This window comes from Acidovorax sp. BLS4, from assembly GCF_032929295.1.
GTDB lineage: Bacteria > Pseudomonadota > Gammaproteobacteria > Burkholderiales > Burkholderiaceae_C > Paracidovorax.
On record NZ_CP136797.1, the window covers coordinates 5,107,892 to 5,130,109 of the forward strand.

At 69.1% G+C, this 22,218-nt stretch carries 17 protein-coding genes; 8 read left to right on the plus strand and 9 right to left on the minus strand.

Annotated features, from left to right (window positions below; translation table 11 throughout):
• The first annotated feature begins 28 nt into the window (after nt 1–28).
• The 3 genes from ntrC to R1Z03_RS23505 all read left to right on the plus strand — a co-directional run bounded on the left by ntrC (nt 29) and on the right by R1Z03_RS23505 (nt 4,615).
• Nucleotides 29–1,645, plus strand: coding sequence for a nitrogen regulation protein NR(I) (gene ntrC, locus R1Z03_RS23495; protein WP_317355785.1), 1,617 nt, complete (start codon nt 29–31; stop codon nt 1,643–1,645).
• Nucleotides 1,646–1,840: 195 nt separating this feature from the next.
• On the plus strand, nt 1,841–2,809 hold the full coding sequence (locus tag R1Z03_RS23500; protein ID WP_317355788.1) for a PA2169 family four-helix-bundle protein: 969 nt from the start codon (nt 1,841–1,843) through the stop codon (nt 2,807–2,809).
• A gap of 669 nt (nt 2,810–3,478) precedes the next feature.
• A complete protein-coding gene (locus R1Z03_RS23505) occupies nt 3,479–4,615 on the plus strand; it encodes a hypothetical protein (protein ID WP_317355790.1) in 1,137 nt (378 codons plus the stop codon).
• 35 nt (nt 4,616–4,650) lie between these two features.
• On the opposite strand, the gene xth is transcribed toward R1Z03_RS23505, so the two are convergent.
• The 3 genes from xth to R1Z03_RS23520 all read right to left on the minus strand — a co-directional run bounded on the left by xth (nt 4,651) and on the right by R1Z03_RS23520 (nt 7,341).
• Entirely contained in the window at nt 4,651–5,427 is a 777-nt protein-coding gene (gene xth, locus R1Z03_RS23510; protein WP_317355793.1) for an exodeoxyribonuclease III, read from the minus strand.
• Nucleotides 5,428–5,768: 341 nt separating this feature from the next.
• Nucleotides 5,769–6,137, minus strand: coding sequence for a response regulator (locus tag R1Z03_RS23515; RefSeq protein WP_284427740.1), 369 nt, complete (start codon nt 6,135–6,137; stop codon nt 5,769–5,771).
• 130 nt (nt 6,138–6,267) lie between these two features.
• On the minus strand, nt 6,268–7,341 hold the full coding sequence (locus R1Z03_RS23520) for a mechanosensitive ion channel family protein (RefSeq protein WP_317355796.1): 1,074 nt from the start codon (nt 7,339–7,341) through the stop codon (nt 6,268–6,270).
• A gap of 403 nt (nt 7,342–7,744) precedes the next feature.
• On the opposite strand from R1Z03_RS23520, the gene R1Z03_RS23525 reads away from it, so the two are divergent.
• Both R1Z03_RS23525 and R1Z03_RS23530 read left to right on the plus strand, forming a co-directional pair.
• Nucleotides 7,745–12,661: a PAS domain S-box protein gene (locus R1Z03_RS23525; RefSeq protein ID WP_317355799.1), complete on the plus strand. Its 4,917-nt coding sequence runs from the start codon at nt 7,745–7,747 to the stop codon at nt 12,659–12,661.
• A 12-nt stretch (nt 12,662–12,673) separates the two neighbouring features.
• Nucleotides 12,674–13,804, plus strand: coding sequence for a two-component system response regulator (locus tag R1Z03_RS23530; protein ID WP_284427742.1), 1,131 nt, complete (start codon nt 12,674–12,676; stop codon nt 13,802–13,804).
• 93 nt (nt 13,805–13,897) lie between these two features.
• Here R1Z03_RS23530 and R1Z03_RS23535 read toward each other — a convergent pair whose 3' ends face one another.
• On the minus strand, nt 13,898–14,830 hold the full coding sequence (locus R1Z03_RS23535) for an inositol monophosphatase family protein (protein WP_284427743.1): 933 nt from the start codon (nt 14,828–14,830) through the stop codon (nt 13,898–13,900).
• A 137-nt stretch (nt 14,831–14,967) separates the two neighbouring features.
• Here R1Z03_RS23535 and R1Z03_RS23540 point away from each other — a divergent pair, with 137 nt between their 5' ends.
• Together R1Z03_RS23540 and cysE are read left to right on the plus strand one after the other, a co-directional pair.
• Nucleotides 14,968–15,762 (plus strand): RNA methyltransferase, encoded by a 795-nt coding sequence (locus tag R1Z03_RS23540; protein WP_317355802.1) that lies wholly within the window; start codon nt 14,968–14,970, stop codon nt 15,760–15,762.
• Nucleotides 15,763–15,807: 45 nt separating this feature from the next.
• Entirely contained in the window at nt 15,808–16,593 is a 786-nt protein-coding gene (gene cysE, locus R1Z03_RS23545) for a serine O-acetyltransferase (RefSeq protein ID WP_317355805.1), read from the plus strand.
• Between the two features lie 106 nt (nt 16,594–16,699).
• Here the strand turns inward: cysE and mog are convergent, their stop codons facing one another.
• Together mog and yjgA are read right to left on the minus strand one after the other, a co-directional pair.
• The gene (mog, locus tag R1Z03_RS23550) at nt 16,700–17,314 is read right to left on the minus strand and encodes a molybdopterin adenylyltransferase (protein ID WP_317355808.1); all 615 of its coding nucleotides are present in this window, start codon (nt 17,312–17,314) and stop codon (nt 16,700–16,702) included.
• On the minus strand, nt 17,307–17,972 hold the full coding sequence (gene yjgA / locus R1Z03_RS23555) for a ribosome biogenesis factor YjgA (protein WP_284431525.1): 666 nt from the start codon (nt 17,970–17,972) through the stop codon (nt 17,307–17,309). Before yjgA ends, mog begins: the two co-directional genes overlap by 8 nt.
• Nucleotides 17,973–18,058: 86 nt before the next feature.
• On the opposite strand from yjgA, the gene pmbA reads away from it, so the two are divergent.
• On the plus strand, nt 18,059–19,468 hold the full coding sequence (gene pmbA, locus R1Z03_RS23560; protein ID WP_284402734.1) for a metalloprotease PmbA: 1,410 nt from the start codon (nt 18,059–18,061) through the stop codon (nt 19,466–19,468).
• An 85-nt stretch (nt 19,469–19,553) separates the two neighbouring features.
• Here the strand turns inward: pmbA and R1Z03_RS23565 are convergent, their stop codons facing one another.
• From R1Z03_RS23565 to R1Z03_RS23575, 3 genes are all read right to left on the minus strand, one after another.
• Complete coding sequence (locus tag R1Z03_RS23565) at nt 19,554–19,823, minus strand: IPTL-CTERM sorting domain-containing protein (RefSeq protein WP_317355813.1); 270 nt, start codon at nt 19,821–19,823, stop codon at nt 19,554–19,556.
• 488 nt (nt 19,824–20,311) lie between these two features.
• On the minus strand, nt 20,312–21,124 hold the full coding sequence (gene hpaI / locus R1Z03_RS23570) for a 4-hydroxy-2-oxoheptanedioate aldolase (RefSeq protein ID WP_317355816.1): 813 nt from the start codon (nt 21,122–21,124) through the stop codon (nt 20,312–20,314).
• Nucleotides 21,125–21,180: 56 nt separating this feature from the next.
• Nucleotides 21,181–22,191, minus strand: a complete 1,011-nt coding sequence (locus R1Z03_RS23575; protein WP_317355819.1) for an NAD(P)-dependent oxidoreductase — start codon at nt 22,189–22,191, stop codon at nt 21,181–21,183.
• Nucleotides 22,192–22,218: the final 27 nt, after the last annotated feature.

Below are 22,218 nucleotides of genomic sequence, written 5' to 3' on the forward strand. Positions count from 1 at the left end.
ATCCATGGGAACAAGGTAGAACCAACACATGAAGCCGATCTGGATAGTAGATGACGACCCCTCGATCCGCTTCGTCCTAGAGAAGGCGCTGGCACGCGAGAGCTTGCCGACGCGCAGCTTCACCCACCCGCGCGAGGTGCTGGAAGCGCTGGCTGAAATCACCCCTGGCGATCCCGAGCGGCAAGGTCCGCAGGTGCTGGTGAGCGACATCCGCATGCCGGGTGGCTCGGGCCTGCAACTGCTGGAGAAAGTGCGCGAACAGCAGCCGGGCCTGCCCGTCATCATCATGACGGCGTATTCCGATCTGGACAGCGCGGTCTCGGCCTTCCAGCGCGGCGCTTTCGAATATCTTCCCAAGCCCTTCGACCTGCCCAAGGCGGTGGAGTTGATCCGCCGCGCCGTCGAAGAAAGCCAGCGCGAAGAAGTCACCGAAGAGCGCCAGACCGCCACCCCTGAAATGCTGGGACAGGCCCCGGCCATGCAGGACGTGTTCCGGGCGATCGGGCGGCTGAGCCAGAGCCAGGTCACGGTGCTCATCACCGGCGAATCGGGTTCTGGCAAGGAGCTGGTAGCGCGCGCGCTGCACAAGCATTCGCCCGTGGCCGGCGGCCCCTTCGTGGCCATCAACACCGCGGCCATCCCGAAAGACCTGCTGGAGAGTGAACTGTTCGGCCACGAGCGCGGCGCCTTCACCGGCGCGCAGACGCAGCGGCGCGGGCGCTTCGAGCAGGCGGAAGGCGGCACGCTGTTCCTTGATGAAATCGGCGACATGCCGTTCGACCTGCAGACGCGGCTGCTGCGCGTGCTGTCCGATGGCCAGTTCTACCGGGTAGGTGGCCATGCCGGCGTCAAGGCCCACGTGCGGGTGATCGCGGCGACCCACCAGGACCTGGAACGCCGGGTGAAGGACGGCGTGTTCCGTGAAGACCTTTTCCACCGCCTCAACGTCATCCGGCTGCGCCTGCCCGCGCTGCGCGAGCGCCATGAAGACGTGCCCATGCTGACGCGGCATTTCCTGCAGCAGAGCGCGCGGCAACTGGGCGTGGAACCCAAGCGCATCTCCGACGCCGCGCTCGTCCGGCTGGGCCAGTTCGGCTTTCCTGGCAATGTGCGGCAGCTGGAGAACATCTGCCACTGGCTGACCGTGATGGCGCCGGCGCAGGTGATCTCGCTGCAGGACCTCCCGCCCGAAGTGCTGGAGGCGCCCGTGGCGGCGGCGCCACTGGAAGCTGCACCGGCCGTGCCGGAGCCGCGCAGCGAGGCGCCGGTTTCCACGCTGGCGGCCCCGGCTTTACAAGGCACTGCACCGGCCATTCCTGCGGCGGCGCTGCCCCGGGAAGACCGGGTGTTTGCCGCACCGGCCCTGGGGACGGCCTTCCCGCCGGCCGGGGCGTCGCAGGCGATCCTGGCGGACTCGCCGGGTTGGGAGCAGGCGCTGGAGGCCGAGGCGCACAAGCTGCTGTCCGGGGGGCAGACCGAGGTCTGGGATGCGCTGTCGCGGCGTTTCGAGTCGCGCCTCATCCGCACAGCGCTGGCCGCCACGCACGGCCGGCGCATGGAGGCGGCGCAGCGCCTGGGCATTGGCCGCAACACCATCACGCGCAAGATCCAGGAGCTGGGCCTGGACGCGCCCGAAGATGCATGAAAAAAAGGCCTCCACGGCAATGAAAACGCTGGCATGTAGCTATTAATTTTGTAGCAAAGAAGCAATATTCGGCCAGTGTTTTCACACAGCCCTGTGCAGGCACGAGTCCTACAGGCGTGCGGTGCACAGGCCGACCTCCGGCGCAATGGATGCCTTGAAGAATGAAGGCACTGTTCAACCAACCGGAGTTACTTCATGTCCGATTTCAACGATGCAAACCGCGACCCTCTGACCAACGAGCCTGGCGCGCACCCCGTGGGCACCGGCGTCGGCGCTGCTGGTGGCGCAATGGCGGGAGCGGCGGCCGGTGCCTTCGGCGGCCCGATCGGCGCTGCCGTCGGCGGTGTGGCGGGTGCCGTGGTCGGCGGTCTGGCCGGCAAGGCCGCCGCCGAGTCGGTCAACCCCACGGTGGAGGATGCCTACTGGCGTGAAAGCTACGACCGCGAGCCCTACTACGTGAAGGGCCGCGCCTATGACGAATACCGTCCTGCCTACGAGCTGGGCTGGAGTTCGGTTGGCCGCTACGACGGCGATTTCGACGCCGTCGAACCCAACCTGGCCCGCGATTGGGGCACGGCACGTTCCACCAGCCGCCTCGAGTGGGAAGAGGCCCGCCCCGCTGCCCGCGCCGCCTGGGAGCGCGCAGGCCGTGGCACCACGCTGGGCTCCGACTCCGCTTACGGCAACACCTACGACAACACCACTGCCCTGGTGGACAACGACGACGTGGTCGATGTGCTGGACGACCTGCTCGAATCCTGCCGCGACGGCGAATACGGCTTCAAGGCATCGGCCGAGCATGCCGACTCGCCTGAACTGAAGGGCATCTTCCTGCGCCACGCCAGCGAATGTGCGGCGGCCGCCACCGAGTTGGAGCGCGAAATCCGCACTCACGGCGGCGAGCCTTCCAGCGGTGGTTCCATGTCCGGCGCACTGCACCGCGGCTGGGTGTCCGTCAAGGCGGCGATGTCCACCCGTGACGACAAGGCGGTGCTGGAAGAGTGCGAGCGCGGCGAAGACGCGGCCGTGGCCCGTTACCGCAAGGCGCTGAAGGCGTCCCTGCCGGCGAACGTGCGTGCCATGGTGGAACGCCAGGCCGAGGGCGCGCAGCGCAACCACGACGAAGTGCGTGCCTTGCGCAATCGCTTCCAGGCTGCGGCATAACGCTTGTATAGCCGGTTCTGCGAAAGCTGAGGAGCCGCTGTTACCGCCACCGCGGTGACCATGGCGGCGTCCATTTCGCTGCAACCCGATACCCCCGAAGCCCCGGACCCGGGGCTTTTTTGCGTCTGCGGGCAATTCCTCACATCCGTTCGCATCGTGCTGCGGCGCTTCGCCTGGGGGCTTTGAACGGTCCATGGACGAACCCTAGAGTGAGCGGTTCACCGGTGTTGTAACAACCCGGTCGACCATTTCGTTCACAACAAAGGGGGGGATTTCATGAACGCAATCTACAGCAGCCCGGTATCCGCACGGCGACCGGTCCCCGAGCGGGGGCAAAGCTTTCCTGGTGCCGATCGGCGCGAGGCCAATGCCAACAGGGCTGAGCCCCAGCAACGCTCCCGTACGCGCACCACGGTGTCTTCCGACGGGCTGCAGCCGCTTTTTCCGCGCTCTGGCCGGGTCAGCGGCGGTGCCACCATGCCTTCGCCCCGGGCCGAATTGCCGCGCCCATCGGTGCCGGTGCAGCCGGCTGGAGACGTACATGCCGCCGTGCCTGGGTCAATCTTCCTGGAGGCCGCTTCATTCGTCGAGGTCGACCTGTCCGACAGTGTGTCCGACCAGACATCGGTCTATTTCTCTGGCAGGACGTCTCTCCCTCGGGAGGAGGCATTGCATGACGTTGTCGAGGACGCCATCGCCACTCTCCTGGGCCCGGCCGCCGCGCAGGCACCGGACGTCGTCGCGCGGCTGGAGCGCAACACCGAAGTGCTTTTCACGAAAGGCATCGACACCCCGAAGAAGCTCCACGATTTCCTGAGCCAGGCGTGGCGGCACGATGCGGTGCTGAGTTTTATCGGGATGGGCTTTGCCGACGGCGCGGGCTACATGGCCGGAATGACGGCGGCCAACGAAAAGCTGGTGGCGATGCTGCCGTTGACGCTGCTCAGGAATCCCTCGCTGCTGGGGCTGGCGGTGGGCGTCGGCGTGGGCGCGGTCGATGTGTTCACCAGCGTGGTGGGCGGGGCCATCATCAAGCCCGGCATCTACAACGACTATGGCGGCAACGCCCGGTTGCCGGCGTCGTTGCGGCCGGATCCGCACGCGGAGATTCTGAAGAACGCGGGCGTTTCGGCGGGTCTCAACGTGGCCAAGAACCTGCCCAGGACGGTGGAGCCCTACATCCAGGCTGCCATCGAGGGCCGGGGCGACCACAGCGTGAACCGTGCCTGGGCGGACCGCATCGACGCGACTTTCATCGATGGGTTCGGCGGCATGCTGGCCGCCGGGGCGAAAAACGTGATGAAGCTGTCGCAGACGGTGCCATATGACGCCCGCATGCTGCTGCGCGACGACCTGCCCGAAGTCATCGACAAGACCCAGACCTCCTGGGGCGACAGGATCAAGGCCATGGGCCCGTCGGCGCTGCAGGGCGCCAAATCCCTGGTGACCTCGCCCGTGCCGGTCGCGGTGGTGGCCACGGTGGGCCTGTTTGCATCCGAGCTCTTTGCCGCCAACGCCAGCATCGACCTCGCAGGATCGCCGGCATCGCTGCCCCCCGACCGGGCCGATGCCGGCATGCTGGCGGGCAAGCGGGCCTCGTCGGTCATGCTGTTCGGACTCATGTCGGGGTTGATCGAAATCGGGGTCCCGTATGTGGCCCAGGGCGGTGCCTACGCCGCCCGGAAAATCCAGGACGGTTGGCAGCAGGCGCCCAACGTGATGGCCTGGGCGCAGGAGCGCCTGGGGCCCGCCGCCCGCAGGCCGCTGGATGTGGAAATGGGGCTGGCGGGCACGGCCCGTCGCTGACCGCCGCCGGCCGCGAGGGGCCGCGGTTTCGTTGGTCAGTCCAGCGTGGCGACGACCGGCGCGTGGTCGCTGGGCTGCGGGTTCTTGCGCGGCGCGCGGTCGATCGTGCAAGCGGTCACGCGCGCCCGCAGCGCTTCGCTCACCAGGATGTGGTCGATGCGCAGGCCGCGGTTCTTCTGGAAGCCCAGCATGCGGTAGTCCCACCACGAGTAGCTCTTTTCGGGCTGGTCGAACAGTCGGTAGGCGTCGGTCAGGCCCAGTTGCAGCAGCTGCTGGAAATGGCCGCGTTCCTCCACGGTGTGGTGGATGGTGTCCTTGAGGCCCACCGGATCGAACGAGTCGCGGTCTTCGGGGGCCACGTTGAAATCGCCCAGCAGGGCCAGGCGCGGGTGCGCCTGCAGTTCCTCACCCAGCCAGCGGTGCAGCGCTTCGAGCCACAGCATCTTGTAGGCGAATTTTTCCGACCCTGGCGCCTGGCCGTTGACGAAATAACCATTCACCAGCCGCAGGGGGCCGTCCGGGGTGTCCAGCGTGGCGGCGATCACGCGTGCCTGCGCGTCTTCGTGGGCGGGGATGTTCCGCACCACGTCGCGCAGCGGGGTGCGGCTCAGGATGGCGACGCCGTTGTAGGTTTTCTGGCCGAAGGCCACCGCGTGGTAGCCGATCTCCTTCAACGCGTCATGGGGAAACTTTTCGTCCACCAGTTTCAGTTCCTGCAGGCACAACGCGTCCACGGGGTTGTCGGCGAGCCAGGCGATCACCTGGGGCAGGCGCACGGAAAGGGAGTTGATGTTCCAGGTGGCAAGTTTCATGTTCGACCCATCTTGGTGGCGCAAGCGCCGTTCGTCTTCGGAGCATCCTCCGCTTGCGGCCATGTGGCTTCGCGTGGGGATGAATCCGCCGATTTTCCCCCGGGTGGGCAAGGCCCGTGCGAAATCGCTGGGCGAGGCGTCGCTGCGGTGTCGTGGAGGGCCGCTCGCCGTGTCGCTTGTGGGTCGAGAAGGCCTGCAATGCCCGGGAAAAGAGGCCTGAGTGGCAGCGCGAGGAAACCGATGGCGGCAGGCCGCGCGGCGGAGAACGAAGGCGTCGTAAAGGCAGGGGAGGGGTTTCTGCGCGGCGCCTTGAAGCCGCAACCTTCGCCCAGCGAAAGCGTTCAGCGCAGCGGCGACAGAATGCCCGTGAGGCGCCGCCAGTCGACGGGCTTGAGAAAGTGGTGGTCCACCACCGCCAGCAGTTCGGTGACGCGGTCGTTGGTGTCCGTCCAGCCGGTCAGGGCGATCAGGACGATATCGTCGTTGTGCTTATCGCGCACGCGCCGCGCCAGTTCCAGGCCATCCATGCCTGGCATGTCGAAATCCAGCAGCACGCAGGCCGGCTGGTGCTTTTCGATGTAGTTCAGCGCGTCCGCGCCACTGTTGGCAATCGCAGCGGTAAAACCATCCAGTTGGAGGGCCATCGCTGCCAGCTCCGCCGTCTCGGGATGATCGTCCACCACCAGTATTTCCGCCGCCCTTTGGGTCATTCCGCTCGTCTTTCTAGTAACTGCGTTTTATACCTGCAAGCGCTCCAACCGCCTATGTCAAAAGACATGGCATGGCCGCCAGCGCCGCGTGGCAAACGGAGTTCCTGCAATAGGGGTTTGTGGGTGGTCGTCACGGCGACGGGGCGAGCGATGCGTCGGCACGCGCGGTCTCCTTCGGGCCACGCACCTGCGGCAGGCAGTCCGGGTATTCGCGCTGGATGAAGGTGACCAGCGCCTCGCGCACGCGGCAGCGCAGGTCGAACGCCAGGCCCGACGATCGGGCCGAGACCAGCACGCGGATCTGGATGGTGCGCTCGGTCACGTCGGTGAGCTGCAGCACGCTCACGCGCCGGTCCCATTCGGGGGCCGTCTCCAGGATGCGGCTCAGTTCGGCGCGCAGCGGGTCCAGCGGCAGGCGGTAGTCCGCGAACAGGAACACGGTGCCCAGGATCTGCGAGCTGGTCCGTGTCCAGTTCTGAAAGGGGTTCTCGATGAACCACTGCAGCGGGATGATCAGCCGCCGCTCGTCCCAGATGGCCAGCACCACGTAGGTGCCCGTGATCTCTTCCACGCGGCCCCATTCTCCCTGCACGATCAGCACGTCGTCGATGCGGATGGGCTGGGCGAGCGCGATCTGCAGGCCCGCGATGATGTTGCTGAACACGGGCCGTGCCGCGATACCGGCCACGATGCCGACCACGCCGGCCGAGGCCAGCAGGCTGGCGCCCACCTGCCGTGCGCCAGGAAAGGTCATGAGCATGAGCGATACCGCGGCCATCACCACGCCCGTCATGGCGGTGCGCGACAGCACCCGGGCCTGCGTGGCCACGCGGCGCGCCGTCAGGTTGTCTTCCACGTTCGCCGGGTAGCGGGCGATGAGCCCGTCCGCGACCCCGCCGATGGCGGCGATCAGCGCCCAGGCCGTCACCGCGATGAGCGCCAGCCCCGTGAGGTGCCGCACCGTGCCGAGGTGGGGCAGCGTATCGGCCGCGGCCACCCAGACCAATTGCGTGGCGAACAGGGGCAGCAGCACGCGCATGGCGGGGACGCAGGCCTGCACGACGGTCTGCAGCACGGGCAGCCCGCGCGTGGCCCGCAGGGCGAGCAGCGCGGCGATGCGGTGGGCCATGGCACCGGCCATGGCGGCCAGGCTGGCGCCGAGCAAGGTGGCGAGCCAGGGGGAGAGGGACAGGAAATCCAGCATCGTCGAGGGGGCTCCTTGGGGTGGGGTGGCAAGAAAAGAAACGGCGGCGGGATGGGCGGGCCGCTTCGGGGCGGCCGCTCGCCGGCCGGGCGAGATGGGAAACGAACAGGACCGGTTGACCCCCCGGTTTTGACAGGGCGGTGCCCTGGCCGCAGCGGGCCGGGCGCGGGTACATCCCGATTGTCCAGAAACGGCTTGGAAGTAAAAGGTTCCAAGAACTGTTACGTTTTGACATACTGCAGGGCGCGTGCCCCTCAGGCATGTCCTGACCAGTGTGTGTGTCCTGCCGTGATGGAAGGTTCAAAGCGACTGTGATGGTGTCTCCACGAATGCATAGCGAGCGCGCTACCTGCGCGACCGCCTTCGGCCTCCGGGGCCGGCCAGCGGCATGGGGTACCGGCCCATGGCGGTGAGCACCCGCTCCGGCGGCATCGGCGGCCTGCACGACCACGCCATGGGCGACGCGCGGTGGCGCCGGGGGGCCGCGCTGGTCATCGCCATGGCGCTGCTCGGTGCGTGGCTGGTGGTCGAAACCGTGGCGCACGTGCGTGCGTCGGGCCGGGGGGAAGAACGCAGCCGCCAGCTGGCGCACACGGCCGATTCGCTGCTTAACCAGAGCATGGGCAGCCCGATCCTCGGTGCCGTGACGCTGCTGGGGCTCAGCGAGCCCGCGCTCAAGGAGGTGGCGACCGGCGAGCTGCCCCCCGATGCGCCCGAGGCGCTCGCCCGCCTGGCCGTGGTGCGCGGCCGGTTCCTCATGAGCGGCGTGTACGTGCTGTCGCGCGATGGCACCGTGGTGGCGCACGAGACGCCGGGCGCGCCGTCCACCGGCATCAACCTGGCCTACCGGCCGTATTTCAAACAGGCCATCCGGGGCGGCGTGAACGTGTACCCGGCCCTGGGCAGCAACACGCAGGAGCGCGGCCTGTACTACGCCGCGCCGCTGTACGAGGGCGATTCGCCGGCCAGCGCCATCATCGGCGTGGTGATGGTCAAGGTGTCGTTCGACGCGTTCGATGCGCAGATGGCCCGCTCGGGCTACCCCATGCTGCTGATGTCGCCCAAGGGCGTGGCCTTTTCGGCCACCCGGCCTGAATGGCGCTACGCCATGGCGCCGCCGCTCACCCAGGCACGCATCGATGCCGTGCGCGACCAGCGGCAGTTCGGCAAGGTCTTCGACAACGGCGTGGCGTCGGCGCTGCCGTTTCGGCTCGATGCGCGCGAGGTGGTGGTGAACGGGACGACCTACGCGCTCGAAAAGCACCCCCTCGACTGGAAGGACCCCGACGGCACCTGGCAGCTTGTCGCGCTGGACGATTTGAGCGCGCTGCTTCCCCCGTCGCGGCGCTGGCTGATCGGCGGCGGTACGTTCGCCCTGCTGCTGTTCATGGGCGGGATGATGCTGGAGATGCTGCGCCACCGCGCCCGCATGACGTCCGCGATGGAGCGGTTCCAGGTGCTGGGCGCGGCGCTGCAGACCAGCCCGGTGGCGGTGGTCATCACCGACGCGCAGGGGCGCATCGAGTGGGTCAACACCGAGTACGAGCGCAACAGCGGCCGCACGCTGCAGGAGGTGCGTGGCCGCAAGCCCTCGGTCATCTCCAGCGGCCAGACGCCACCCGAGACCTACCAGCAACTGTGGGCGCGGCTGCTGTCGGGCCAGTCCTGGCGCGGCGAATTCATCAACCGCCGGGCGGACGGCACCCTGTTCCATGAAGAGGCGACGCTCTCGCCTGTGTTCGACCAGCGGGGCCGGCGCATCGCCATCGTCGGGCTGCACGAGGACGTCACCGACCGCATCACCGCCCACCACGAACTGCAGCGGCGCGAGCGCCTGCTCAACGACCTGCTGGCCCAGCAGACCGCCATCTTCGACAACGCGCCGCCCATCCTGCTGGTGTGCGACGGCGTGTTCCGCCAGTTCAACCCGGCATTCGCCGAGTTGATGAAAGGCTCGGCCACCGAGTTGCTCGGCCACTCCGTGTCGCGAATGTTCGGCGGCGCGCAGGGCCATGGCGTGTTTCTGGAGCGCACCGGCGCCCGGCTGGCGGCGGGCGAGGCGGTCCGGGAGGTCTGCACGCTGCACCGACTGGACGGCACGACGTTCGAGGCCCGCGTGTCCGGCCGCGGCCTGGAGATGGACGGCTTCAGCGATTCGTGCCTGTGGGTGATCGAGGACGTGAGCGAGGCGCGCGCGGCCGAGGAAGCCATGCGCGAGATCAACGACCGCCTGGCGCTGGCGCAGGAGGCCGGCAAGGTGGGCGTGTTCGACCTGGACCTGGCCTCGGACCGGCTGGTGTGGAGCGACAAGCTCGAATCCCTGTACGGCGTGCCGCCGCAGCCTGAAGGGCGCAGCCTGCAGGACTGGCTGGACCGCCTGCACCCCGAGGACCGGGCCCGCGCCCAGGCGCGCATCGACAGCGCCCTGGCTGGCAGCGACGGCCAGTTGCAGGACTCCTGGCGCGTGGTGCGGCACGATGGCAAGGTGCGCTGGTTCCTGTGCGCGGCGCGCATCATCCGCGATGACGAAGGCCGCGCGCGGCGACTGATCGGCGTGCAGGTGGACGTGAACGACCAGAAGCTGCTGGAGGCGCAGGTGGCCGAGCAGCTGGTGTTCCAGCAGGCGCTCATCGACGCGATTCCCGTGCCGCTGTTCTACAAGGACGCGGAGGGGCGCTACGTGGGTTTCAACCGCGCCTACGAGCGCGCCTTCGGCGTGCGGCGAGACGACCTCATCGGCCGCACCGTGCTGGACCTGCATTACCTGTCCGAGGCCGAGCGCGCCGCCTTCGACTCCGATGCGCAGTTCGCGCTGAGCGGCGCGCAGTCGGTGCACAAGGAGGTGGACCTGCCCTATGCCGACGGCGAGATCCACCACACGCTGTTCTGGCTGCACGGGTTCCAGAGGCCCGATGGCACGCCGGGCGGCGTGATCGGCACCTTCGTGGACATCACCGACCGCCAGCGGGCCGAGCGCGAGCTGCGCCGCGCCAAGGAGATGGCGGAGGAGACCACCGCGCTCAAATCCAACTTCCTGGCCAACATGAGCCACGAGATCCGCACGCCGATGAACGCCATCATCGGCATGTCGCACCTGGCGCTCAAATCGGGCCTCACGCCGCGCCAGAGCGACTACGTCTCCAAGATCCAGCAGGCCGGCCAGCACCTGCTGGGCGTGATCAACGACATCCTGGATTTCTCCAAGATCGAGGCTGGCAAGCTCATCGTCGAAAAGCAGCCCTTCGTGCTCGACCGCATGCTGGAGGGCGTGGCCGACGTGGTGGGCTACAAGGCGGGCGTGAAGGGACTGGAGCTGGTGCTTGATGCCGCCGCCGACGTGCCCGCGCACCTGGTGGGCGATGCGTTGCGGCTGGGACAGATCCTCATCAACTTCGCCAACAACGCCATCAAGTTCACCGAGCGCGGCGAGATCCACATCCTGGTGCGCGTGCTCGAGCGCGCGGGCCAGCGCGTGCTGCTGCGCTTTGAGGTGCGCGACACCGGTATCGGCATGACCCCCGAGCAGATGGGGCGGCTGTTCCAGAGCTTCCAGCAGGCCGATGCATCCACCACGCGGCGCTACGGCGGCACCGGCCTGGGCCTGGCCATCTGCAAGAACCTGGCCGAACTCATGGGCGGCGAGGTGGGTGCCGAGAGCGAACCCGGCAAGGGCTCGGCCTTCTGGGTGACGCTGCCGCTCGATTGCGGCATGACCGCTCCCGCGCTGCGGCCGCCGCCCGGCGTGCGCGGGCGCCGCGTGCTGGTGGTGGACGACAACCAGACGGCGGCCACCGTGCTGTCCGACATGCTGCAGGCCATGGGCTTTGAGACGACCCAGGTGGAGTCCGGCCTGCAGGCGCTGGCTGCGCTGCGCCAGGGCATCGACGAGCGGCACCCCTACGGCCTGCTGTTGATCGACTGGCACATGCCGGGCATGGACGGCATCGAGCTGGCCCGCCGCATCCGCGAGATCGGCCTGGACCGCGTGCCGCAGATGCTCATGGTCACCGCCTACGGTCGCGAGGAGGTCATGCTCGCCGCCCGTGCCCAGGGCATCGAGACCGTGCTGGTCAAGCCGGTGAGCGCCTCGGTGCTGTACGACACGCTCATGCAGCCGCTGGAGCACGGCTGGATGCCCACGCAGGCCCACCTGGCCCAGCCCGGCGGCGATCAGCCGCCGCTGGCCGTGCGCGGCGCCACCGTGCTGCTGGTGGAGGACAACGAGCTGAACCAGCTCGTGGCCCTGGAGCTGCTGCGCGATGCCGGATTCGTGGTGGACGTGGCCGCGCACGGGCAGGCCGCGCTCGAATGCATCGAGCGCCAGGACTACGACGCCGTGCTCATGGACATGCAGATGCCCGTGATGGACGGCGAGACCGCCACGCGCGCGCTGCGCGCGGACCCGCGCCACTCCAACCTGCCGATCATCGCCATGACCGCCAACGCCATGGAGTCCGACCGCCAGCGCTGCTTTGCCGCCGGCATGAACGACCACGTGCCCAAGCCCATCGAGCCGGCGGTGCTCTGGCGGGCGCTGGCCCGGTGGATCCGGCCGCGCCCGGGACTGGGCGTGCGCCTGGACGAGGCCGGCGGGGCGGCGGAACCCTCGGCGGCCGCCGGCCCGACGGGCTCCGGGGCCTCGGCCGCGACCGCCGCGGCGCTGGGTGGGCCCGCGCAACCGCCTCAGGGCGTGCCGGGGCTCGACACGGCACTCGGGCTGCAGCGCGCGCTGGGCCGGCCCGCGCTGTATGTCGACATGCTGCGCCGCTTCGCCGAAGGCCAGCGGCACGTGGCGCGCGACCTGTCGGGCGCGGTGCGGGCGCAGGATTGGGAGCAGGCCGAGCGGCTGGCGCACACGCTGCGCTCGGTGGCGGCCAACATCGGCGCACAGCCGCTGTCGCACGAGGCCGAGGCGCTGGAGCAGGCGCTGCGCACCGGCCAGCGCAGCGCCACGCTGCAGCGCCTGTGCGACGGCGTGGACCGGCGCGTGGCCGAGCTGCTGGAAGGCCTGGACGCCTGGGCGGCGGCGGCGCAACCCGCTGACCCCTTGCCGGCGGATGCGCTGCCGGGCCAGCCGGCGCCGATGGCGCTGCGCCCGGCCTTGCAGCGCCTGCAGGTGCTGCTGCAGGCCGACGACCCGGCCGCCGTGGACCATCTGCAGCAAAATAGGCCGGTGCTGGAAAGTGCGTTGGGCGTGGCGTTCGCCGCGCTGGAAGCGGATACCCGGAGTTTCGAGTTTGAGCGGGCCTTGGACACGCTGCATGCCGCGGCGCAATCGGACCTCGACGGGTCCGAGCCTTCACCAGGCGGGGCCGCATGACAGGACCACCCCATGGACATTCCCCATTTCTATGCCGACGAGTCCCTCTTTGTCGAAAAACCCATCGCCACCGTGCTGGTGGTGGACGACACGCCCGACAACCTCACCCTCATGGGCACGCTGCTGCGTGACCACTACCACGTCAAGGTCGCCAACCAGGGCGAGAAGGCCTTGCGGATCGCGCAGTCGTCCCCGCCGCCCGACCTGATCCTGCTGGACATCATGATGCCGGGCATCGACGGCTACGAGGTCTGCCGCCAACTGAAGGCGCATCCGCAGTCGCGCGACATTCCGGTGATCTTCCTCACCGCGCGCTCCACCTCGGACGACGAGCGCACGGGCCTGGCGGCCGGTGCGGTGGACTACATCACCAAGCCCATCAGCCCGCCCATCCTGCTGGCGCGCGTGCACACCCATTTGGCGCTGAAGGCCACCGCCGACTTCCTGCGCGACAAGAGCGCCTACCTGGAGCGCGAGGTGGCCATGCGCACGCTGGAAGTGCAGGCCATCCAGGACGTGACCATCATGGCCATGACCTCCCTGGCCGAAACGCGCGACAACGAGACGGGCAACCACATCCGCCGCACGCAGCTGTACGTGAAGGCGCTGGCCGAGCACCTGCGCCTGCACCCGCGCTTCGAGCAGACGCTGACCGAACGCATGATCGAGCTGCTGTACAAATCGGCGCCGCTGCACGACATCGGCAAGATCGGCATCCCCGACCGCATCCTGCTCAAGCCCGGCAAGCTCACGGTGGAAGAGTTCGAGGTCATGAAGACGCACACCACGCTGGGCCGCAATGCCATCGAGGACGCCGAGCGCCGCCTGGGCATGCGCGTGGCCTTTCTGAGCGTGTCCAAGGAGATCGCCTACAGCCACCAGGAAAAGTGGGACGGCAGCGGCTATCCGGAGGGCCTGGCGGGCGATGCCATTCCCGTCTCGGCCCGGCTCATGGCGGTGGCCGACGTGTACGACGCGCTCATCAGCAAACGCATCTACAAGCCCGCGTACTCGCACGAGCAGGCCTGCGCCACCATCGTGCGGGGCCGCGGCACGCATTTCGACCCCGACATGGTGGATGCCTTCGTGGACCTGGCCGACGACTTCCGCCACATCGCGCTCAAGTACCCCGACCCGGAATAGGCCCACACGGGCCACGGGCCCGAAAAGAAAAAAGGGACTGCCGCGCGGCCCGCGGGCCCAAGCGGCAATCCCTTCGCGCGGGCGCTGCCGGTCTCAGCGGGCGCCGGTGGCGGCTTCGCCGTCCTCGGCCGGGGTGGCCGGCACCACGTCGTCCAGGCCGTCCGTGGGCAGCGAGAGGTTGGCCGCCGCCTGGCGCACGGCCGCCTTGTCGCCGGCGCTGGCGAACTGGCTGTACTTGGTGAGGATGGGCACCAGCTGGCCGTAGATGCGCGGTGCGCCGGCCAGGCATTCGCGCTGCTCCAGGAAGTCCGCCTCGCCCGTGAAATTGCCGACCAGGCCGCCGGCCTCGGTCACCAGCAGCGAGCCGGCCGCCACGTCCCAGATCGACAGGCCGGTCTCGAAGAACGCTTCGGTGTAGCCCGCGGCCACGTAGGCCAGGTCCAGCGCGGCGGCGCCCGGGCGGCGCAGGCCGGCGGTGCGCTGCATCACGTCGGCCATGATGTTCAGGTAGTTCTTGAAGTTGTCGCCCGGGCGGAACGGAAAGCCGGTGGAGATCAGGCATTCCTTGAGCTGCGTGCGCTTGGAGACGCGGATGCGGCGCTCGTTCAGGTAGGCGCCGCGGCCCTTGGTGGCGGTGAAGAGGTCGTTGCGGGTCGGGTCGTAGATGACGGCCTGCTCGACCTTGCCGCGCACGGCCAGCGCGATGCTCACGCAATAGACCGGAAAGCCGTGGATGAAGTTGGTGGTGCCGTCCAGCGGGTCGATGATCCAGACAAACTCCGAATCCTTCGCGCCGTACTCGCTGCCCGATTCCTCGGCCAGGATGCCGTGGCCGGGGTAGGCCGTGAGCAGCGTCTCGATGATGGCCTTTTCGCTCGCGTGGTCCACCTCGGTCACGAAATCGTTGATCTGCTTTTGCGAGATCCGCACGGATTCCACGTCCAGGGCCGCGCGGTTGATGATGGCGCCGGCGGCGCGTGCGGCCTTGATGGCCACGTTGAGCATGGGGTGCAGATTGGTCGACATTGGATTGTGGCGTGGGCCGGGCGCGCGGCAAGGGCGGCCTGGCGGTTCAGGAACGGGGAATGGCGCCCCGGCGATGCGGACGGCGACAATGAGCGCGCGATTTTACCCGTACTGCCTTTTTTCACCGACCGCGCGCCATGAAGACCCGTTTCATCCTCCTGCACACCAGCCATGCCGGCAACGTCGGCGCCGCCGCCCGCGCCATGAAGACCATGGGCTTCGGCGACCTGGTGCTCGTCGCCCCGCGCTGGGCCAACGTGCTGCGCCGCGAGGAAACCATCCAGCGCGCCAGCGGCGCCTTGGACGTGCTGGAGAACGCGCGCATCGTCGCCACGCTGGACGAGGCCCTGGACGGCATGAGCCACCTGTGCGCCACCGCCATGACCCCGCGCGACTTCGGCCCGCCCACGCGCTCGCCGCGCGAGCATTTCGAGTTGCTATTAAAAAGTGAGCAACATGCCCTAGAAGAACATGTGCTGGATCCCGATTCGGCTCCCACTCCCACTGCGGAGGCCGGCGTGGCCTTCCTGTTCGGCAGCGAGCGCTTCGGCATGGCCAACGACGACGTGTACCGCTGCCACGTGGCGCTGTCGATTCCCACCAACCCCACCTTCGGCTCCCTCAACCTGGGGGCAGCCATCCAGGTCGTCGCCTACGAATGGCGCCTGGCACTCGGCGGGTTCGCCGCCGCCGACGGCGCGGCGGCCGCAGCACCCGCCACCGAGCGGGCCGATGCCGCGCAGGTGGCCGGCATGCTGGCGCACTGGGAGCGCGCGCTGGTGGACATCGGCTTTCTCGACCCCGCCGCGCCCAAGAAGCTCATGCCGCGCCTGAACCAGCTGTTCAACCGCGCGCAACTCACACCCGAGGAAATCCACATCCTGCGCGGTGTCGCCAAGGCCATGACCGGCGCCGCGCAGGCAAAGCGCTAGACTCGGCGGCTCTTTTTCCGCTGCGCCCCCACGCCCCACCACCCCATGTTTGCCCGCCTGCGCTCCGACGTCCAGTGCATCCTCGACCGCGACCCCGCCGCGCGCAGCACCTGGGAGGTGGTCACCTGCTACCCCGGCCTGCACGCGATCTGGCTGCACCGTCCGGCGCACTGGTGCTGGCGCCACGGCCTGCCTTGGCTGGGGCGCTTCATCTCGCATTTCGCGCGCTGGATGACCGGCATCGAGATCCACCCGGGCGCCAGGATCGGCGAGCGCGTCTTCTTCGACCACGCCATGGGCGTGGTGGTCGGCGAAACCGCCGAGATCGGCGACGGCTGCACCATCTACCAGGGCGTGACGCTGGGCGGCACCTCGCTCTACAAGGGCGCCAAGCGCCACCCGACGCTGGGCAGGGACGTGGTGGTGAGCGCCGGCGCCAAGGTGCTGGGCGGCTTCGAGGTGGGCGACGGCGCCAAGATCGGCAGCAACGCGGTGGTCATCAAGCCCGTGCCGCCAGGCGCCACGGCCGTGGGCATCCCGGCCCGCATCATCCCCTCCAAGGCCGGCCAGAGCGCCGACGTGACCGAGCCGCAGGCCGCGCGCCCCTTTACTGCCTACGGCATCACGCAGGAAGACGATCCGCTCTCGCAGGCCATGCGCGGCCTGATCGACAACGCGTCGTCGCAGGAGCACCAGATCGCGCTGCTGTGGCAGGCCATCGAAAAGCTTTCGGCCAATCCGCAGGCACCGGCCAAGGACTGCGTGCCCTGCGACGCGGCGCGCGAGGAGCAGTTCCAGGCGGACAAGCTCAATGAGCTGGTGGGGAAGTAGCCGGCGCGTTGGCCGGTGGCCGGTGGCGGCCCCGGCTTCGGTGTGCAAGCCAAAAAGGCCTGCAGCACAATAAATACTAGGGCGTTATGCTATAAAAAATATAGCATCAGCGCCGCACGGCCGATTTCGGCCGGAACGCCTTGCACACCGCGTCGTGCGTTTCCAGGTACGGCCCGCCGATCAAATCGATGCAGTAGGGCACCGCGGCGAAGATGCCCGGCACGATCTGGCTGCCGTCCTCGCCCCGCAGGCCTTCCAGCGTTTCCGCAATCGCCTTGGGCTGGCCGGGCAGGTTGATGATGAGCGTGCTGCCGCGCACCACCGCCACCTGGCGCGAGAGGATGGCCGTGGGCACGAAGCGCAGGCCGATCTGGCGCATCTGCTCGCCGAAGCCCGGCATCTCCTTGTGGGCCACGGCCAGCGTGGCCTCGGGCGTCACGTCGCGCAGGGCGGGGCCCGTGCCGCCGGTGGTCAGCACGAGGCTGCAGCCGGCGGTGTCGGCCAGCTCGATCAGCGTGGCGCTGATGGTGGCCTGGTCGTCGGGGATCAGCCGGGGCTCGAAGGCGATGGGGTTGCGCAGCGCACGGGTAAGCCAGTCCTGCAATGCGGGCAGGCCCTTGTCCTCGTAGACGCCGGTGCTGGCCCGGTCGCTGATGGAGACGATGCCGATGCGCACCGGCTCGAAGCCGCCGGTCGCGGCAGGTGCCACGGCCTCAGGCATCGCGGCCGGTCTCTTCGTGGCGGGCGTGGGTGGCCGCGTCTTCCATCTGTTCGCGCACGAGCTGGAACAGCTCGCGGTAGGCGCGGCCCTTGCGTGGGGCCAGGCCCTCGGACACCTGCACGTTCGCGGTCTTGCCCTCGGGCTGCGCATCCTTGCGCGCCTGGCGGATCAGCGCGCGGATCTGCTGCGTGTCGGTGCGCGGAAAGCGCTCCAGCCAGTCGGGCAGCGCGGCGTCGTCGGCGATCAGCCGGTCGCGCCAGCGCTCGGAGGCGTGCAGCGCGAGCTTTTCAGCGGCCGATCCGTTGTGCTGCTCGTCCAGCGCGGCCTGGGCGGCGGCCACGGCGGCGGGATCGAGCTGGCGCATGATCTTGCCGACGTACTGCATCTGGCGGCGCTTGCCCTCGAAGTTGGTGATGCGCCGGGCCTCGGCCAGCGCGTCGCGCAGCTTCTCGGGCAGCTGCAGGCGTTCCATCAGGTCGGCGCGCAGCGTGAGCAGGTCTTCGCCGAGCTTCTGCAGCGCATCGCTCTCGCGCTTCAGGTCGGTCCGGCTCGCTTCGTGCGTGCCTTTGAGCTCGGCTTTCAGTTCGATGTCCAGCTCGCTGCCTTCGGCAACGAACTGGCCTCGCACGTAGTAGCCTTTTTTGGGTTTGCGTGACATGGTGGGGGCAATGGGAGGGGCACGCGTGTGCCCATACAGGCTTCGGCACCTTGGTGCCGAAGGCGGCAAGTATCATAGCCGCCGATATGAATACACCCAGCCCACGCGCCGCCGGCGCCGCCCCGAAGACACCCGACAGCGGTTTCAGCTACACCCGCCCGTTTTTCGAAGACCTCGTGGACCGAGCCCTGGCGCACGCCAAGAAGCTGGGCGCCACCGACGCCGGCGCCGAGGCCTCCGAGGGCTGCGGCCTGTCGGTCAGCGTGCGCAAGGGCGAGCTGGAGAACGTCGAGCGCAACCGCGACAAGTCGCTGGGCGTGACGGTCTACATCGGCCACCGGCGCGGCAACGCCAGCACCTCGGACTTTTCCAGCGCCGCCATCGAGCAGACCGTGCAGGCGGCCTACGACATCGCCCGCTTCACTGCCGAAGACCCGGTGGCCGGCCTGCCGGACGAGGCCGACATCGCCCCCGAGGACTCGCACCGCGAGCTGGAGCTGTTCCACCCCTGGGCCATCACCAGCGAGGAGGCCGCGCGCATCGCCATGGAATGCGAAGCCGCCGCGCTGCAGACCAGCCGCCGCATCACCAACAGCGAAGGCGCGGGCGTATCGGCCCAGCAGAGCCACTTCTTCAGCGCCCACACGCGCGGCTTTCGCGGCGGCTATGCCAGCTCGCGCCACAGCCTGTCGGTGGCGCCCATCGCCGCGCTGCCCGGCAAGAATGCCGACATGCAGCGCGATGCCTGGTACAGCTCCATGCGCGATGCGCGCGAGCTGGCCGCGCCCGCCCAGGTGGGCCGCTACGCCGCCGAACGTGCCCTGAGCCGCCTGGGCAGCCGCAAGATCCCCACCACGCAGTGCCCCGTGCTGTTCGAGTCGCCCCTGGCGGCCGGCCTGCTGGGCGGCTTCGTGCAGGCCGTGAGCGGCGGCGCGCTGTACCGCAAGAGCACGTTCCTGCTCGACTCGCTGGGCAAGCCGGTTTTACCGAAGCACATCGACATCCTGGAAGACCCGTTCATTCTTCGCGGCAAGGGCAGCTCGCCCTTCGACGACGAAGGCGTGCGCGTGGCGCCCCGCAAGGTGGTGGATGCCGGCCGCGTGGAGGGCTACTTCCTCTCGAGCTACTCGGCGCGCAAGCTGGGCATGAAGACCACCGGCAACTCGGGCGGCTCGCACAACCTCACGCTCACCTCGCGCCGCACCCGCGCGGGCGACGACCTCGACGCCATGCTGAAAAAGCTGGGCACTGGCCTGTTCGTGATCGAGCTGATGGGGCAGGGCGTGAACTACGTGACGGGCGACTACTCGCGTGGCGCCAGCGGCTTCTGGGTGGAAAACGGCCAGATCGCCTACCCGGTGCATGAGATCACCATCGCCGGCAACCTGAAGGACATGCTGAAAGGCATCGAAGCCGTGGGCGCCGATGCCTACAACTACGGCGCCAAGACCGTGGGCTCGATCCTCGTGAACCGCATGAAGGTGGCGGGCAGCTGATGCAACACGCAGCGGTGCCGAAAGCGCCGGCCCCAACAAAAAACCCGCCAGCGGCGGGTTTTTTGTTGGGCTGAACGAAAGCCGATCAGCGCTGGCGGCGCAGGCGGGCGATGCCGAACATGCCGAGCAGCGAGGCCATCAGGATCAGGCCCCATTCGGACACCGTGGGAATGGGCGATGCCGTCACCGCGGCCGCGGCCATCGCGTAGCTCACGGGGGCGTTGTTGGCCGTGCTGCGCGAGGTGTCGGTCACGGTCGATGTCAGGCAGGTATCGGTCGCGCCGCTGTTGCCCGTGCCCGTGTTCTGGCAGCCGGAGTTGTGGGTGGAGGTGCTGGTGGCGCCGGAGACGATCACGGCCGCGAAGCGGTCCGCCGTGGTGTGCGGTGCCCGTCATCCACAGCACGGCCTGCATCAGGTTCACGTTCGTGATGTTGCCGGAGGCGTCCGTGGAGATGCGCAGCGTGTTCAGACGGGCGTTGGGGTCGGTGGAGGCCACGGTGTCCAGGCCGCTGGAGAAGCTGTAGGAGGTGACGGTCGAGCCGATCTCCAGGTTGCTGGCGCTGGCGGGCAGGTTACCGGCCGTCGTGAACGTGCCGGTGACGTTGTTCGTGGTCAGGTAGTTGGCGCACAGGCTCGCGGGCGTCGTGGTGCAGTTCGTGTAGTTCTGCAGGCTGGCGTAGTTGCCGGTGCTGTTGATGTTGACCGTGGCTCCGAACGACGTGCCTGCCGCCAGGGGAGCACGGTGCCCAATAGGATTTTCCTCATAACCGCCTCCAAGTCCCCCGTCTCCCCATCTCCCCGGCGGGCCGCAGCGCGCCCGCACCCTCCGCCGCGGGGACCCCTCAATACGCGGCACCCGCCTGCGGAGGCACCGCCGCTGCCGCCGCCGCTGGCCCGCCGAACTGCGCGCGCAGCTTGCGTGCCGCGCCGACGAACATCAGCACGTCCACACCCACCGCCACGAAGGTGCAGCCCAGGTCCAGGTAGCGCTGCGCCAGCACGGGATCGGAGGTGAGCGTGCCGGCGGCCTTGCCGCTGGCGATGATGGTCCGCATGGCGCCTTCGATGGCGGCCTGCACGTCGGGGTGGCCGGGGTTGCCGCGGTGGCCCATGGACGCGGCCAGGTCGGCCGGGCCGATGAAGACGCCGTGCACGCCGTCCACCGCGCAGATGGCGGGCAGGTTCTGCAGCGCCGTCACCGTTTCGGCCTGCACCAGCAGGCAGACCTCGTCGTCGGCCACCTGCAGGTAGTCCGTGCGGCTGTTCCATTGCGACACGCGGGCCACGGCGCTGCCCACGCCGCGCGTGCCGTGCGGCGGGTACTGCGTGGCGGCGGCGATGGCGCGGGCCTGCTCGGCCGTGTCCACCATGGGCACGAGCAGGGTGCGCGCGCCGATGTCCAGCATCTGCTTGATGAGCGCGGTGCTGCCTTCCACTACGCGCACCACCGGCTGGGCGGGCTGCGCGGACACGGCCTGCAGCGTGGCCAAGGTGCTGCGCACGTCGTTGGGTGCGTGCTCGCCATCGATCAGAAGCCAGTCGTAGCCGGTGGTGGCCGCGGCCTCGGCCAGGTACGGGTCGGCCATCGACAGCCACAGGCCGATCTGGGGCTGGCGGGCGGCGAGGGCGGATTTGAAGGGGTTGTGTGCGGGCATGGTGCGGGTCGTGCGTGAAGCGAAGGGGAAGAAGAACGAAGGGTAGCCGGCCGGGCTCAGACCCCGGCCAGCAGGTGGCCGGGCGGCAGCGGCCGGCCCTGCAGGTGGTCCACGATGTTGCGCGCCGTGGCGGTGGCCACGCGCAGCGCGGCATCGCGCGTCACGCCGGCGACGTGGGGCGTCAGCAGCACCTGGGGCAGGGCGTGGAGCGGGTGGTCCGCAGGCAGGGGCTCGGTGTCGAAGGTGTCCAGCCCCGCGCCGGCGAGGTGGCCGCTGCGCAGCGCCGACAGCAGGGCCGCTTCCTCCACCACCGGGCCGCGCGCGGTGTTGACGAGAATGCTGCCGGGCCGCAGGCAGTCCAGCTCGCGCGCACCGATCAGGCCGCGCGTGCGGTCGGTCAAGGGGCAGTGCAGGCTCAGGATGTCCACGCGCGCCAGGAAGGCATGCAGGTCCGGCTCGGTCGCAAAGCCGTCGGCCTGGCCTGCCGGGCGCAGCACCAGCACCCGCGCGCCCAGCGCGGCGGCCAGCCGCGCGGTGGCGCGGCCGATGCTGCCGTAGCCCACGATGCCCACCGTGCTGCCCCGGAAATCCCGGCCCTGCCACTGGCTGTCGGCCCAGCCGCCCGCGCGCACGCGCCGGTCCAGCTCGGGCAATTGGCGCGTGAGCGCGAGCATCAGCGCCATCGCGTGCTCGGCCACCGCATCGGCATTGGCGCCCAGGGCCACGGCCACCGCCACCTGGCGCCGCTGTGCCGCTGCCCGGTCCACGCTGTCCACCCCGGCGCCGTTCTTGGCCACGATGCGCAGCGCGGGCGCGGCGGCCATCACGCGCTCGGTGATGGGCTTGGAGCCGCGCAGCACGATGGCCTGCGCGCCGGTGGCGGCCAGCCGTTCGGACAGCGTGTCCTCGGTGATGGGCTCGGCCATGCAATGCACGCGGCCGCCGCTGCGGCGCACCAGGTCCTGCGCGGCCTCAGGCCAGTGCGCGGCGGTGACGAGGACATCGAACGGGGCGGGGGAAGGTGCCAGGGAGGATGGGGCCGGATCGGGCGTCGTGGAAACGTTCATGGCGCGTGCGTGCGGTGGGGCAAATGG